The following is a 15,766-nucleotide window of genomic DNA, read 5'->3' as shown; positions in this document are numbered from 1 at the left end:
CTGATGAACCCCGTCAGTCGGCAGAGAAGTCCGAGAAGTCCGAGAGCTCCGTGAAGTGCGGCAGCGCCACCTCGGCCCAGATCACCTTGCCCTGGGGTGTGTAGCGGGTGCCCCAGCGCTCGGTCATCTGCGAGACCAGGAACAGGCCCCGGCCGCCCTCGTCGGTGGTCGCGGCGTAGCGCAGATGCGGCGAGGTGCTGCTGCCGTCGGCCACCTCGCAGACCAGGGTGCGGTCACGGATCAGCCGGACGTGGATCGGGTCGGAGCCGTAGCGGATGGCGTTGGTGATCAGCTCGCTCAGCACCAGTTCCATGGCGAAGCCCAGCTCGGCCAGGCCCCACTCCTCCAGCTTCTCGGACACGGCGCCACGCATCCCCGAGACGGCGGCCGGGTCGCGCGGCACGTCCCAGTCGGCCACGTTCTCGGGCGGCAGCGCCCGGGTGCGAGCGATGAGCAGGGCGACGTCGTCCTTGGGCCGCTCGGGCAGCAGCTCGTCCAGCACCGCCTGGCAGCTGTCCTCCGGCGTCCGGTCGGGGTGCCCGGTCAGCGCCTGGCGCAGCAGCTCCATGCCCACGTCCAGATCGCGCCTGCGGTCCTCGATGAGCCCGTCGGTGTAGAGGACGAGCTGGGTGCCCTCGGCGAGCTCCAGCTCGGCCGTCCGGAACGGCATGCCGCCGAGGCCCAGCGGCGGCCCGCCCGGCAGCTCGGGGAAGGTGACGCTGCCGTCGGGGTGGATCAGCGCGGGCGCCAGGTGCCCGGCCCGCGACATGACACAGCGCCGCGTCACCGGGTCGTAGATCGCGTACAGACAGGTGGCGCCGACGATGTCACCGGCCGACTCCGCGCACGCCGACTCGTCCTGGTCGATGCGGCCCACCAGGTCGTCCAGATGGCTGAGCAGCTCGTCGGGCGGCAGGTCGAGCGTGGAGAAGTTGTGCACCGCGGTCCGCAGCCGGCCCATCGTCGCGGCCGCGTGCAGACCGTGCCCGACCACGTCTCCGACGGCCAGCGCCACCCGGCTCCCCGGCAGGGGGATCACGTCGAACCAGTCGCCGCTCACACCCGAGTGGGCCGGGAGGTAGCGGTAGCCCACCTCCAGGGCGCTCTGCTCGGGCAGGGCCCGCGGCAGCAGGCTGCGCTGGAGGGTGACCGCCAGGGCGTGCTCGCGGGTGTACCGGCGGGCGTTGTCGATGCTGACCGCGGCCCGGGCCACCAGCTCCTCGGCGAGCGACAGCTCCTCCTCGTCGAAGGTGTCCCGCTTGGACCGCCAGAAGTTGACCATGCCCAGCACGGAACCGCCGGCCTTGATCGGGGCGGCGATGAGCGTGTGGATGCCGAAGTCGATGATCTGCCGGGCCCGCTTCGGGTCCTGCGCCTGCCAGCCCGTTGCGGTCGACAGGTCGGTCACCAGCTCGGAGCGGCCGGCGCCGTAGCCGCGCGCCTGCGGGGTGGAGGGCAGGAAGTCGATCAGCCGGCCCTTCTCGTAGAGCGGGTGGTCGTCCCGGATGCCGTTCACGGCGACGCGTCGCATGTCCGTTGCCGTGGGGGCCGGATCCTCTCCGTGCAGCACGGCGTCGGCCACGTCCACGGTGACGAAGTCGGCGAAGCGTGGGACGGCGAGCTGCGCCAGCTCCTCGGCCGTATGGACCACGTCGAGGGTGGTGCCGACGCTCAGTCCCGCGTCGTACAGCAGCTCGAGCCGCTCCCGGGCGGCCTCCGCCCTGCCGGACACCGCCTGCAGCTCGGTGGAGTCCCGAAGCGTCACCACGGTTCCCCTGGGGCCTCCCTCGCGGTCCGTCGGCCGCTGGTTCACCGCCAGCAGCCGTCCACCGGCGAAGTGCACCTCGTCGGTGGCCTCGCGCCCCGAGACCAGCAGCTCCACCATCTCCGCGTCGAGGACCGACAGCTCCCGCACGTTGCGTCCCTCGGCCTCGGGGGGCAGCTCCAGCAGCCGCCTGGCCTCGTCGTTGGCCAGCAGCAGATGTCCGTCGTCGGCGACGATCAGCACACCTTCCCGCACCGAGTGCAGCACCGTGTCGTGGTGTTCGTACATCCGGGTCATCTCGGCCGGAGCCAGGCTGTGGGTCTGCCGCCGCAGCCGCCTGCCCACCAGGGCCGTCCCGCCGGTCGACAGCACCAGCGCTCCGGCCCCCGCGGCCAGGATGATCGGCAGCTGCCGGTTCACCTCGCTGGCCACGTTCTTGACCTTCAGTCCCGCGGAGACGAGGGCGACCACCTTGCCGTGGTCGTCCTTGATCGGCACGGTCGCCTGCACCTCGTGGCCGAGCGGGCCGTGGACGCTCTCGGTGTAGACCTTCCCGGCCAGGGACGGCCCGATCCGGCCCACGAACCGATGACCGATCTTGCTCGGAATGGGGTGGGTGTAGCGGATCCCCTTGGTGTCCATGACCACGATGAAGTCGACGCCCGCGCTCTTGCGCCCCGCCTCGGTGAGCGGCTGGAGCACCTTCGACGGTTGGGCGGTCTGCAGGGCCTGGAGGACGCCGGGAGAGTGCGCAAAGGTCTGCGCGACGGCGATGGACCGCCGCTTGGCCTCCGTGCTGGTGTCACGCTCCGACTGCAGGACGAGGGCGAAGACGGCGCCGACCACGAGCACCACCACCAGCGCCACCTGCAGGACGAAGACCTGCCCGGCGACGCTACGAGGGCTCTTGCCGACCATCGCACGCCTTGAGAGGTGCCTGAATCGGGCCAAAAGGTCCCACATGCGATATTTCTAGCACCGGCTTTTCTGAGTGACTACGGCTGGTCCAAGCGATGGACATCACATCCCGACCGGTATGCCGGTCCGTGTGTCACAACGCCGACGTCAGGCGTTTACACCTGACGCCGTGTGCGCTAGCTTCGCGCACAAGGGCTGGGAGCGCTCCCACGGCTCCTGAGGGCCCTGGCGCGGCCCGGGCGGACCGGAACCCGCCCGGATCGCGCGAACGCTCCCGCACCTGTCTTCCTACGGTACGACTGAGAACGCACCGAGGGCATAAATGTCATGCCTGCGGCAATCGATGCGGGCCTCCCGAGACGCCCGCCCGGCCCGCAAGGCGGCGCAGCAGTCGGGCGGCACCACGTCGTTCCATGACTGGTTCTCGGTGCTCCGCCCGGTCGGCGCAGGCCGCTACCCGCGGCCTCGTGCCGGACGGCAGGCCGTGCAGCGGCGGCAACCCCGACTTCACCGGCTTCGACCTGGCCCGCGACGACCGGCCGGTGACTGGAGGGCCATCCGTTCCTCACCGTCGACCACCCGCCACTGAGCGGCACCCCGGGCACGGTCGAGGCCGACTGCTCCTGGGCCGGAAAGCTCCCGTCGGGCAGGACGGGGCGGCACATCATCCACATGGTCTGACAGCGCTCGGACAGTACGGAGACCTCCTGCTCCTGCTCCTGCTACTCCTGGTCCGGCGTCGTCTTCGACGGCGGCAGCGGAGAGGTCGCGGGCGTCCACGACCCCGGCAACCCCACCGAACCCCCCCCGCCCGGCACCTGTACCGCGACGAGCCGGACCGCCGGCACCCGGCCCGGCGGTCACCGGCCCGAGGTGACGGTCACCGACAGCGGTGACGCCCCGATGCTCGGCTGGATGGTCGATCGGGCGCCGCCCGCCGGGCAGGTGGTGTCCGGCCTCTGGCACGGCAACGCCACGTGCACCGGACAGGGTGTGACGGTCCACAACGCGGACCGGGACGGCTCGCCGAGTCCGGGGCGGAGCACGACCTTCGGCCATGTCGTCCGGGGCTCCGGCGGTGACGACTCCACGATCCTTCCCCGTCAGGTCGGTTGAGCCGCTCTGGGCGGACCCGGTGGCCGTGCACACCGGGTCCGCGAGCCGGGCAGGCGAGGGGGTGAGTCCCTGCCCGGGTGGTGCTGGCTTGTGACGGCGAGGCCGTGGGCGGGCCTCTGCCCTGTGGTGCGCGACAACGTTGTCGTATGGTCTGTACATGACTCTACCGCTTCAACCGACAACGATGTCAAGGTACTTGGGGTAGCCCGACCGAGTGATCCCGGCGCGCGCCCGCCGGGGCGAACGCGGTCTTCCGTGCTACGGGTGGCGCGCGTTACTGTCCCTGCGGCTTGTGCGACCTGTGGTGCGCGACCCGTCCGTCAGGAGGAAGGGCCGCGTCATGCGATTCCGTCCCACGTCCCTGCTGCTGGCCGCGGTGCTCGCGACCGGCGGTGCCACCCCCGCCCTCGCGGCGACCGCAGCTCCCCCCGGCCTCGTCAAGGACCCTACCCCGTACGTCGATCCGCTGATCGGCACCAGGAACGGCGGCAACGTCTTCCCGGGCGCCGTCGTGCCGTTCGGCATGTTCTCCTTCAGCCCGGAGAACACCAGAGGCGACGCCACCCGCACCGCCGCGCCCGGCGGTTACCAGTACGACGCCACCCGCATCCGCGGCTTCAGCCTCACCCACATGTCCGGCACCGGCTGCGCGGGCGGCAGCGGCGACATCCCGCTCTTCCCGTACGCGGGCGAGGTCACCTCCTCCCCGGCGAACGACACCAAGGACGCCGTCTACGCAGCGGACTTCCGCCACTCCGACGAGACGGCAGAGCCCGGCCACTACAAGGTGGGCCTCGCCTCCGGCGTCACCGCCGACCTCACCGCGACCACCCGCACCGGCTCGGCCCGCTTCACCTACCCGGCGGACAAGCCCGCCTCGCTGCTCGTGCGCACCGCCAACGCCGAGGTGGGCTCGGCGGACTCGACGGTCACCGTCGACCCGGCGACCCGCACCGTCTCCGGCTCCGTCACCTCCGGAAACTTCTGCGGCTACCTCGACCCCGAGGGCCAACGCTCCTACTACACGCTGTACTTCACCGCCCGCTTCGACCGGGCGTTCACGGCCACCGGCACCTGGCAGGACGACAGGCTGAGCCCCGGCTCTCTGCAGGCCTCCGGGGGTACGGGCGGCTTCTCGCACGGCGGCCGGCCGGTCGCGGGCAAGGGCGCCGGAGCGTATGTGCAGTTCGCGCCCGGAACCGGCCCGGTGAACGTCAAGGTCGGCATCTCCTACGTCAGTCAGGCAGGCGCCGAGGCGAACCTCGCCGCGGAGAACCCGGCGGGCCGTTCCTTCGACGCCGTCGCGGACGCGGCGCGGCGGGCCTGGCACGACCGGCTGGGCGCGGTCCGGGTCGGCGGCGGGACCGAGGCCGAACGCACCACCTTCTACACGGCGCTGTACCACTCCCTGCTGCATCCGAACGTCATCAGCGACGCCGACCGCAGATACCGTGGCGCGGACGGCCGGCCGCACACCGTCGACCGTCGCCATCGCGCGCAGTACGGCACCTTCTCCGGCTGGGACGTCTACCGCGACCAGGTGCAGCTGCTCACCCTCCTCGACCCGCGCACCGGCTCCGACATCGCCCAGTCGCTGTACGAACTCGCCGGTCAGAACGGCGGGATCTGGGACCGCTGGCTGCACGGCGCGAGCGGCACCCACGTCATGAACGGCGACCCGTCGCCCACCGCACTGGCCGGCATCCACGCCTTCGGCGGCACCGGCTTCGACCTCAAGGGCGCCCTGCACTCGCTGGTCCGGGCGGCGACCGTACCCACGCAGCAGGACCTGTCCGCGGCGGGCAAGCCGGTGCTGTCGGTGGGCCAGCGCCCGTCGCTCGACAAGTACCTCAAGCTGCACTACATGCCCAGCGTCTCCAATGCCTGGGGCGGTGCCGCCGAGACCCTGGAGATGTCCACCGCGGACTTCTCCCTCGCCCAACTCGCCATGGCGGCAGGGGAGAAGGACACGGCGGCCGCCTTCGCCCGCCGCGCGCAGTGGTGGCAGAACAACTTCAACATCGCGGCGGACCGGAGCGGCGGCTACGTCGCCAACCGCAGGGCCGACGGCAGCTGGGTCACCGGCTTCACACCCGACACCGGCAACGGCTTCGTGGAGGGCACGGCCGCCCAGTACACCTGGATGGTCCAGCACGACCCGGCGGGCCTGTTCGCGGCGATGGGCGGCACGGACAAGGCGCTGGCCCGGCTCGACGACTTCTTCCACACGAGCGACGGCGGCTGGGCCTTCACCGGCCAGGGCGGCACCAAGTCCGAGCTGGACAACGAGCCGTCCGTCAACGTGCCCTACCTGTACGACTACGCGGGCGCGCCCTACAAGGCGCAGGAGACCGTCCGTGCGGCGATGCGGCAGCTCTGGTCGACCGCGCCCGGCGGCATCCCCGGAAACGACGACCTCGGGGCGATGTCGTCCTGGTACGTCTTCTCCGCGCTCGGCATGTACCCGCAGGTGCCCTCCCGGGCCGAACTCGTCCTCGCCTCACCGCTGTTCGAGCGCATCGAGATCGACCGTCCGCAGGGCAACGACATCTCTGTGCACGCGACCGGGGCGGCGGCCGACGCGCCGTACATCCGGTCCCTGAAGGTCAACGGGCGGGTCGGCGAACGGCCTTGGCTGCCCGCCTCCTTCGTGCGCGACGGCGGCCGCCTCGACTACACCCTCGCCACCACCCCGGACCGCACCTGGGGCGCGGCCTCCCCGCCGCCCTCCTTCCGGGAGGGCGAGCAGCCGTACCAGATCGGTGTCGGCCCCACCGCCGCCACGGTCGCACCCGGTGACCGCACGAAGCTCGGCGTCCGCGCCCTCGCGCTCGGCGGCGGCACCGGCCCGGAGGTGCGCTTCCGGGTCGAAACCCCCTCGGGAGTGACCGCCACGCCCGCCGAGGGCACGGTCACCGACGGCTCCCAGGAGATCACCCTCACCGCGGCCGAGGACGCCACCCAGGGCTTCTACGCCGTCAAGGTCACGGTGACCTCCGGCGACACCTCCTACGAGCAGCCGGTCTCCCTCACCGTGGCCGCACCGGGCACCCTGCTCGCCGCCTACAACAACACCGGCGTCTCCGACGACGAGGGCGAGCACGACGAGGCCGACTACGACGGCGGCGGCTGGAGCTACTCCCGCCAGGCCCTCGCCGCGGCCGGCCTCACCCCGGGCGGCCGGGGCACGGTCGACGGCCTGACCTTCACCTGGCCGGCCTCGTCCGCGGCCCGCCCCGACAACGCCTCGGCCACCGGCCAGACCATCGAACTCGCCAAGCCCTCCGCCCGGTTGTCCTTCATCGGCAGCGCGGTCAACGGCAACCAGCAGACCAAGGCGACCGTGACCTACACCGACGGCACCACCGACACCGTCGACCTCTCCTTCACCGACTGGACCGTCGGCGGCGGGGGCGGCACCGTCCAGTACGGCAACGAGGTCGTCGCCAAGACCGCGTACCGCAACGTCGCGGGCGCCGACAAGGACCCGGTGGCGACATACGTCTTCGCCACCGAGCCGTTCGCGGCACCGGCAGGCAAGACCGTCAGGAGCGTCCGGCTGCCGGAGAACACGGACCTGCACGTGTTCACCCTCGCCACCGGCTGAGCGCACACACGACAGGGGGCGGACCCGAGCGGGCCCGCCCCCTCTTCCGTGCCGCGGTCAGGCCAGCAACTCCACCTCCGCCAGCGTCGACTCGCCGTCGAGGACCAGGCGGTACTTCGCGTACGAGCCCGGTGCGGCGACGGTGAACGCCCGGGTCTGGCGGTCCCAGGTGAACGACTCGCCGGAGCGGTGGTCCAGGGTCTTCCAGGTCGTGCCGTCCGTGGAACCCTGCAGGGTCCAGCCGGTCGGCGCCTTGGTGTGGTCGGCCGACGAGGTGAGGGTGTACTGGACGGTCCGGGTGGCGGCGCCGACCGGCAGGTCCACCGAGGTGACCGTGGCGCTCGTCGCCGACGTGTTGTCGAACAGGGCGCCGTCACCCTTCAGCGCGTCCGCACGGGGCGTCGGCACCTTGTCGTCCTGGGTGATGGACACCGGTGCCGCGTTCTTGCCCGTGCCCCAGGTCGAGGGCTTGGACCCCATGAAGAACTCCAGCACCCCGCCCTTGGCCAGCAGCGAGTGGGGGAGCGAAGTCGATGTCCAGGGACGGCCGTTGACCTTCAGACCCTGCACGTACACGTTCCGCGCGCTGTTGCGCGGCGCCTTGATCACCAGGTTCCGGCCGTTCTCCAGATGCACGGTCGCCTTCGTGAACAGCGGGGAGCCGATGGCGTACTCGCCGCTGCCCATGACCAGCGGGTAGAAGCCCAGCGAGGAGAAGAGGTACCAGGCCGACTGCTCGCCGTTGTCCTCGTCGCCGTGGTAGCCCTGCCCGATCTCGCTTCCGGTGTACAGCCGGGACAGCGCCTCGCGGACGTTCGCCTGCGCCTTCCAGGGCTCGGCGGCCGCGTCGTACATGTAGATCACGTGGTGCGCGACCTGGTTGGAGTGGCCGTACATGCCCATCCGGACGTCCCGGGCCTCGGTCATCTCGTGGATGACACCGCCGTAGGAGCCGACGAAGTCCGGCGAGGCGGTCTCCGGGGTGCCGAAGTAGTCGTCGAGCTTCTCCGCGAGGCCGGTGCGGCCGCCGTACAGGTTGGCCAGGCCCCGGCTGTCCTGCGGGGCGGTGAAGGCGTAGCCCCAGCCGTTGGTCTCCGTGTAGTCGTAGCCCCACACGCGCGGGTCGTACTTCGCGGAGTCCACGCGCCAGGCCCCCTTGGCGTCCCGGCCCTGGAAGAAGCCCGCCTTGGGGTCGAAGAGGTTCACGTAGTCCCGGGCGCGGTTGAGGAAGTACTGCGACTCCTCCTGGTAGCGCTTCTCGCCCGTCTTCTTGTAGAGGGCCTCGCCCATCTTCGCGATGCCGTAGTCGTTGACGTAGCCCTCCATCGCCCACGACAGGCCCTCGTGCGTGTCGGTGCTGGTGTAGCCGAGGAACGGCGAGGTGCTCATGCCCTTGCGGCCCACGCCCGAGGACGGCGGAACGACCGTCGCGTTCTTGACCGCCGCGTCGTACGCCGCCTTCGCGTCGAAGTGCACGCCCTTGACGTACGCGTCGGCGAACGCCACGTCCGAGGAGGTGCCGGTCATCAGGTCGGCGTAACCGGGGGAGGACCAGCGCGAGGTCCAGCCGCCGTCCTTGTACTGCTGCACGAACCCGTCGACCATCTCGCCCGCCTGAGACGGCGTCAGGAAGGAGTACGCCGGCCAGGTGGTCCGGTAGGTGTCCCAGAAGCCGTTGTTGACGTACACCTTGCCGTCGACGATCTTCGCGCCGGTGTGCGTCGGGGTGTCCGGACCCGGCATGGGGGAGAAGGGCGAGGCGTACTGGTCCTTGCCGCCGACCTTCTCGAAGCCGGAGTTCGGGTACAGGTACAGCCGGTACATGCTGGAGTACAGCGTGGTCAGTTGGTCCGGGGTCGCGCCCTCCACCTCGACCTTGCCGAGCAGCCCGTCCCAGGCCCGCTGGGCCTGCTTCTTCACCGTGTCGAAGGACGTGCCGTCCGGGATCTCCTGGCGCAGGTTGTCCTTCGCCTGGTCGACGCTGATCAGGGAGGTGGCCAGGCGCAGGGTGACCGTACGGTCGGCGCCCGCGTCGAAGCGCAGATAGCCCTTGACCCCGCTGGAGGAGCCGTCCGTCACCGGCTTGTCGAAGACGCCGTACACGAACAGCCGGGTGGCGCCCGTGGAGAGGCCCGACTTCACGTCCGAGTAGCCGGTGACGACCCCGTGTTCCTTGTCCAGGGTCAGGCCCGCCTGCTCGGTGACGTTGTCGAACAGCACGCTCGCGTCGTCGCCCGGGTAGGTGAAGCGCAGCGCGGCCGCGTGGTCGGTCGGCGTTATCTCCGCCTTCAGGCCGTTCTCGAACCTGACGCCGTAGTAGTACGGCCGCGCGGTCTCGTTCTCGTGTCGGAAGGCCAGCTCCCGTGTCTCACGGCCGGTGTCCGGGGTGCCGGGCACGGCGGACGGCATCAGCTGGAAGGTCTGCCGGTCGCCCATCCACGGGCTCGGTTCGTGGCTCGCGCTGAAGGCCTGGATCGTCGGCAGGTTGTCGTCGTTGTTCGCACGTGCGTACTCGTACAGCCAGCTCAGCGAGGACGCGTTGGTCACCGGCGTCCAGAAGTTGAATCCGTGCGGAAGGGCCGTGGCCGGGAAGTCGTTGCCGCGTGAGAAGCTGCCGCTGGAGTTGGTGCCACGCGTGGTCAGCGCGTAGTCCGACAGATGCGCCTTCGGCTTCTCGGGAGCCACCGGCCTGAGCGCCACGTCGTCTATCCAGCCGCGGAACTTCGCCGGGCCGCCCGGGGACTCGTAGGCCACCAGGATCCGGTCGACGGTCTTGCCGGCCGCCACCGAGCCGATCCGCGAGAGCACGTTGTTCCACTGGTTGACGTAGAGCACCTTCGCCGCGCCCTGCCCGCGCGGCGACAGCGGGTAGCCGTGCTGGTCCAGCGCGCCCAGGTCGCTCAGATAGGTGCCGTCGGTGAAGGCCAGGTCCACGGAGACGTTGGTGGCGTCGTAGTCGCGGTCGCCGTCGGCCATCGACGGGAAGATGCGGTACGACAGCTGGGTGTCGGCGCCGACCTTCACGTTCACGTCGAAGACCTTGTTGTACGAGTATGCCCGGCCGGCCGCCGTGTGCCGCCCGGCGTAGCGCAGGGCCCGCTTGCCGGTGAAGCCGGCCCGGGCCTTGGCCGTGGGCGAGCCGCTCGGGCCCTTGTCGACCAGCGACAGCATGTCCTGCGGCACCGGGCCGCCCCCGCCGCCGGTCGAGAACTGCATGTCGGCGATCTGCAGGATGTCCGAGGCGCCGTTGTTCCGCGTCACGTCCAGCCGGAAGAACTGGTACTCGGCCGGCTCGGCCAGGTCGTACGACTTCGTCTGGAAGCGCTCCGAGAAGGACTCACCGGAGCGGGTGTCGATCGTCTTCCAGTCCTTGCCGTCCGTCGAGCCCCTGAGCGTCCAGTCCTTCGGGTCGCGCTCGTCGAAGTCGTTGGCGGAGGTGAGCGCGTACGTCACCAGCTTGATGGGCTTGTCCAGGTCGAACTCGACCCAGCCGGTGGGCTGGAAGGTCAGCCACTTGGTGCCGGGCTCGCCGTCGACGAGGTTCTCCTTCACCTCGCCCGCGCCCTCGTTCTCGCCGCTGGCCCGGACCTCTGTCACATGGTCGGTGACATTGCCCGGAATGCCCGTGCTGTAGCCGCCGTCCACGCCCGAGGCGCGCTTGCTCCCGTCCGGCGCCGTGTCGACCGTGTTCAACCAGTCCGGCGCCGGGTCACCGGCCTCGAACGAGGATGCGAACTCCTGGTCGGTGGCCGCGGCCTTGGCCGGCTGGGCGACCGCGGCGCCCTGCGCGCCGACGGCCATGACAAAGGCGGCCGTGAGGACGACCGCCGGACCGTATCTGTGCCGAGTTCTCCGCTGCCTCTTGCGCTGCATCTACGGATTCCCCTCCTGCGCCCGCTCTGGACAACGTTGTCAACTTCGATGCGCAGGAACCAGTAGGTGGTCAAGTGGCCCTTGATGTCAAGGGTGTTGGGTGTGGCATTCAGGGGCCTATGTCGCCAATTTTTCCGCCACGACACCCACAGGTCGCTCATATTTCCGAGAGGTCTCAACTCGGAAAAGACCCATCGCCAACCTTGCATTCGATCTTGCTCCGCTGGCGGGAAGTGGACTATACCTGTCGGCGTTTCCCGCATGACCCTGCACTACCCGACAGCGGTGCCGGGGAGGATCCGGTTCACCGCCTGAGTCCTGGAGAAGGCGAGGACTTGAGCATGGGATCCACTGCGCACCACGGTGGCGAAGGCGTCGGCCGCCGCGATCTGATCAAGCGTTCGGCCGCCCTCGGTCTGGTGGCGGCCCCCGGAATGGGTCTGCTGTCTGCCTGCGCGAGCAGCGGCGGCGACGGCCAGGACAAGGCGAAGGCGGGCAAGAAGACCGCGAAGAACCCGCTCGGCGTCAACGAGACGGCGAAGATGGAGTTCGTCCTCTTCGACGGCGGCTTCGGCAAGGAGTACGCCCAGGACGCCGTGAAGATCTACCAGAAGGACTTCCCCAAGGCGACGGTGAAGTTCTCCGCCACCCAGAAGATCCAGTCCACCCTGCAGCCCCGCTTCAACCAGGGCAACCCGCCGGACCTCATCGACAACTCCGGCGCCGAGCAGATGGACATGGGCGTCCTCGTCGGCAAGAACCAGCTGGCGGACCTCACCCCGCTGCTGGACGCGCCGTCGTACGACGACCCGAGCAAGAAGGTCCGCGACACGCTGCGCCCCGGCATCGTGGAGATGGGGCAGTTCGACGGCAAGCCGGTCTGGATCCTGTACTACGCCTACACGGTCTACGGCGTCTGGTACTCGCAGAAGGCGCTGGACTCCCTCGACGCGGAGTACCCCGAGACCTGGGACCAGATGCTCGCCGTGTGCGAGAAGGCCAAGAAGAAGGGCATGGCGGGCTGGACGTACGCGGGCAAGTACCCGTACTACCTCCCGTTCTCGCTGTACCCGATGATCGGCAAGGTCGGCGGCCGCGAGGTGCTCGACGCCATCGACAACCTGGAGCCGAACGCCTGGAAGCACCCGGCGGTCAAGGCGTGTTTCGATGCCTACTACGAGCTCTACAAGAAGGGCTACATCCTCAAGGGCACCCCGGGCCTGGACCACATCCAGTCGCAGACTGCCTGGGCCAAGGGCAAGGCGCTGTTCATCCCGAACGGTTCCTGGGTGGAGAACGAGTCGGCCAACGTCATCCCGGCCGACTTCAACCTCGCGGTGTCCGCGCCCACCGGCATCGACAGTTCGGACAAGATGCCGTTCGGCACCATCTGGGCCTCCGGGGGTGAGCCCTTCGTCGTGCCGGCCAAGGCGGCCAACGCCGAGGGCGGCATGGAGCAGCTGCGCATCATGCTCTCCGAGGCGTCCTCGAAGAACTTCACCGCCAAGGTGAAGTCGCTGACCGCGTACAACGGCGGCACCAGCGGCATCAGCCTCACCCCGGGTCTGAAGTCGGGTGTGGCGGCGCTGGACAAGGCCGGATCCAACGTGGTGAACCCGCGGCTGCAGGACTGGTATGTGCAGCTGCAGAAGGAGAAGATCGGTGTGGCCGGTCTCGGCGAGATGATGGCCGGCCGCCTCACCCCGGCCGAGGCCATCAAGAAGATCCAGGGCTTTGCCGACGAGGCGGCCAAGGACACCTCGATCAAGCACTACAAGCACCAGTAACCAGCACCTTTACCGCACCGGAGTGGCGATGCAGCACGGCAAGTACCGGTTCATCGTGGGGTTTCTGGCACTGCCCCTGGGACTGTACGCGCTATTCGTGGTGTGGCCGTTCATCCAGTCCATCTACTACTCGTTCACGGACTGGACCGGCCTCAGCCCCGAATTCAAGATGGTCGGCTTCGACAACTACAAGAGGATGTTCCATGACGACATCTTCTGGAAGTCGTTGCAGCACAGTCTGCTCTTCGCCCTGGTGCTGCCACTGGTGACACTCGGTCTGGCGCTGTTCTTCGCCTTCATGATCAATGTGGGCGGACGGCGGAGAAGGGGCGGCCCCGTGATCTCGGGTGTCCGGGGCTCGTCCTTCTACAAGATCGTCTACTTCTTCCCGCAGGTCCTGTCGATCGCGATCGTGTCGCTGTTGTTCGCCTTCGCGTACAACCCGGACAGCGGCGCGATCAACTCACTCCTGCGCGGCATCGGGCTCGACAGCGTCCAGCCGCTGTGGCTCGGCGACCCGAGTCTCGCACTGTGGTGCGTGATGGCGGTGCTCGTGTGGTCCACGGTCGGCTTCTTCGTGGTCCTGTTCTCGGCGGGCATGGCGTCGATCCCGGCCGAGCTGTACGAGGCGGCCCTGCTGGACGGCGCGAGCCGCGCCACCACGTTCTTCCGCGTCACCCTGCCGCTGCTGTGGGACACGGTGCAGTCCGGCTGGGTCTACATGGGCATCCTCGCGCTCGGCGCCGAGTCGTTCGCGGTCGTACAGATCATGACGACCGGGCCGGGCGGTCCCGACTACTCGACCACCGTGATGGTCCTGTACGTGTACCAGAAGGCGTTCCGGGACGGTCAGGCCGCCTACGCCACCACCATCGGCGTCGCCCTGCTCGTCGTCACGCTCGCGTTCGCCGCGATCGTGATGCGGCTGGGCCGTCGCGAGCGGCTGGAGTACTGAAGCGATGAAGACGACCGAGACCTCCGCTCCGCTGCCGGCCGAGTCCGGTGCGACCGTCTCCAAGGTCGACGTGCCGTCGGCGAAGCCGGCCGCCGAGAAGAAAGAGGGCAGCGTCCTCAACGTCTTCTCCCACGGCATGCTGATCCTGTGGGCGATCATGGTGGTCATGCCGCTGCTGTGGGCGGTGATGACGTCCTTCAAGGACGACAGTGCCATCTTCGGCTCGCCCTGGTCCCTGCCGGACAAACTGCACTTCGACAACTGGTCGCGGGCCTGGACCCAGGCCAACATGAGCGACTACTTCCTGAACACCATCCTGGTGGTCGGCGGCTCGCTGATCGGCACCCTGGTCCTCGGCTCCATGGCGGCCTACGTCCTGGCCCGCTTCGACTTCCCCGGGAACCGCTTCATCTACTACCTCTTCATCGGCGGCATGAGCTTCCCGATCATGCTGGCGCTGGTCCCGCTGTTCTACGTCGTGAACAACATGGGGCTGCTGAACACGATCCACGGCCTGATCCTGGTCTACATCGCGTACTCGCTGCCGTTCACGGTGTTCTTCCTGACCGCCTTCTTCCGCACGCTGCCCACCTCGGTGGCGGAGGCGGCCTTCGTCGACGGCGCCTCGCACACGCGTACGTTCTTCCAGATCATGCTGCCGATGGCCAAGCCGGGCCTGATCAGCGTGGGCATCTTCAACTTCCTGGGCCAGTGGAACCAGTACATGCTCCCGACGGTCCTCAACACCGACCCCGACAAGCGCGTCCTCACCCAGGGCCTGGTCCAGCTGGCGGTCAGCCAGGGCTACAAGGGCGACTGGTCCGGCCTCTTCGCGGGGCTGGTCATGGCGATGCTGCCCGTCCTGGCGGCCTACATCATCTTCCAGCGCCAGGTGGTCGCGGGCCTGACCGCCGGCGCGCTGAAGTAGGAAGCGTCCTCACGAGCGGGCCCAGCTCAGCTGGGCCTCACTCAGCGGGGGAGTGAAGCCGTCCGGAAACATCAGCATGCGCGGGTCCGGCCACAGGTTCTCGGGCCCGTGTGCCTCGCAGTGCAGCGCGATCAGGTGGGCGCCTTCCCCGCAGCCCTCGTGCAGGTAGGGCCGCCCGTGCGTCCGGCAGGCGTACCAGACCCGCACACAGTCGTCCTCGTCCCCCGGCTCGTGGAACGCGGGGTCACGAACGATCACGGTCACCGGTTCCTGCCGGTTGAACCGGGGGATGGGCCGCGGGTCGCACCACGACAGTCGCTCCGGAAGCACAGCCCCATCCTGCCGCACACCCGGGCCACCGCTCTTCGGGAAGCGGTAGCACCAGCCCGCCGAGGCAGAGGCCGCCGCCCGCCCCCCCCGAGCCCTCCACCGCCACGGCCCCCCTACGCTGCCGCCGGCCTGGCGGCCCTGAGGTCTCGCGGTCTGCTGCCGCTGGTCTGGCGGTCTTGCTGCCGGCCGCAGTCTCGCTGCCGTCAGCGCCAAGTTCTACGTCGCTGCAGGTCTCCCGGCCCTACGGTCTTGCCGCCAGCCGCCAGCCGCCAGCCGCCAGCCGCCAGCCGCCAGCCGCCAGCCGCCAGCCGCCAGCCGCCAGCCGCCAGCCGCCAGCCGCCAGCCGCAAATCTCGTCCGCCGACCCCCGAGTCGTACGCTGCTGCGGCCTCGCGGCCTCGCGGCCTCGCGGCCTCGCGGCCTCGCGGCCTCGCGGCCTCGCGGCCTCGCGGCCTCGCGGCCTCGCGGCCTCGCGGCCTCGCGGCCTC

The 15,766-nt window shown here is 69.6% G+C and carries 7 protein-coding genes and 1 pseudogene; 5 read left to right on the top strand and 3 right to left on the bottom strand.

Going from position 1 to position 15,766, the window contains the following annotated elements; all coding sequences use genetic code 11:
- Positions 1-13 precede the first annotated feature (13 nt).
- Complete coding sequence (locus ACIF83_RS12135) at positions 14-2,683, bottom strand: SpoIIE family protein phosphatase (RefSeq protein WP_399725979.1); 2,670 nt, start codon at positions 2,681-2,683, stop codon at positions 14-16.
- Between the two features lie 355 nt (positions 2,684-3,038).
- Here ACIF83_RS12135 and ACIF83_RS12130 point away from each other — a divergent pair.
- Together ACIF83_RS12130 and ACIF83_RS12125 are read left to right on the top strand one after the other, a co-directional pair.
- Positions 3,039-3,799: pseudogene (locus tag ACIF83_RS12130) on the top strand (cellulose binding domain-containing protein); the annotation flags it as partial.
- 340 nt (positions 3,800-4,139) lie between these two features.
- Complete coding sequence (locus ACIF83_RS12125; RefSeq protein ID WP_399725976.1) at positions 4,140-7,406, top strand: GH92 family glycosyl hydrolase; 3,267 nt, start codon at positions 4,140-4,142, stop codon at positions 7,404-7,406.
- A 57-nt stretch (positions 7,407-7,463) separates the two neighbouring features.
- Here ACIF83_RS12125 and ACIF83_RS12120 read toward each other — a convergent pair whose 3' ends face one another.
- Positions 7,464-11,207 (bottom strand): GH92 family glycosyl hydrolase, encoded by a 3,744-nt coding sequence (locus ACIF83_RS12120; RefSeq protein WP_399726301.1) that lies wholly within the window; start codon positions 11,205-11,207, stop codon positions 7,464-7,466.
- A gap of 413 nt (positions 11,208-11,620) precedes the next feature.
- Here ACIF83_RS12120 and ngcE point away from each other — a divergent pair, with 413 nt between their 5' ends.
- The 3 genes from ngcE to ACIF83_RS12105 are packed head-to-tail and all read left to right on the top strand — an operon-like array spanning position 11,621 to position 14,949.
- On the top strand, positions 11,621-13,066 hold the full coding sequence (gene ngcE, locus ACIF83_RS12115; protein WP_393473663.1) for an N-acetylglucosamine/diacetylchitobiose ABC transporter substrate-binding protein: 1,446 nt from the start codon (positions 11,621-11,623) through the stop codon (positions 13,064-13,066).
- Between the two features lie 28 nt (positions 13,067-13,094).
- The gene (locus ACIF83_RS12110; protein WP_386575684.1) at positions 13,095-14,021 is read left to right on the top strand and encodes a carbohydrate ABC transporter permease; all 927 of its coding nucleotides are present in this window, start codon (positions 13,095-13,097) and stop codon (positions 14,019-14,021) included.
- Positions 14,022-14,025: 4 nt separating this feature from the next.
- Positions 14,026-14,949 carry a carbohydrate ABC transporter permease gene (locus ACIF83_RS12105; RefSeq protein WP_386575683.1) on the top strand — a complete coding sequence of 308 codons (924 nt, stop codon included), beginning with the start codon at positions 14,026-14,028 and terminating at the stop codon, positions 14,947-14,949.
- Positions 14,950-14,958: 9 nt separating this feature from the next.
- Here the strand turns inward: ACIF83_RS12105 and ACIF83_RS12100 are convergent, their stop codons facing one another.
- Positions 14,959-15,207 carry a hypothetical protein gene (locus ACIF83_RS12100; RefSeq protein WP_399725972.1) on the bottom strand — a complete coding sequence of 83 codons (249 nt, stop codon included), beginning with the start codon at positions 15,205-15,207 and terminating at the stop codon, positions 14,959-14,961.
- Positions 15,208-15,766 lie beyond the last annotated feature (559 nt).

The sequence above is a fragment of the Streptomyces sp. NPDC085866 genome, assembly GCF_044541035.1.
In the GTDB taxonomy this organism is placed as follows: domain Bacteria; phylum Actinomycetota; class Actinomycetes; order Streptomycetales; family Streptomycetaceae; genus Streptomyces.
The sequence above is the reverse complement of the archived record's forward strand: the minus strand, read 5'-3'. Positions and strand labels throughout refer to the sequence as shown.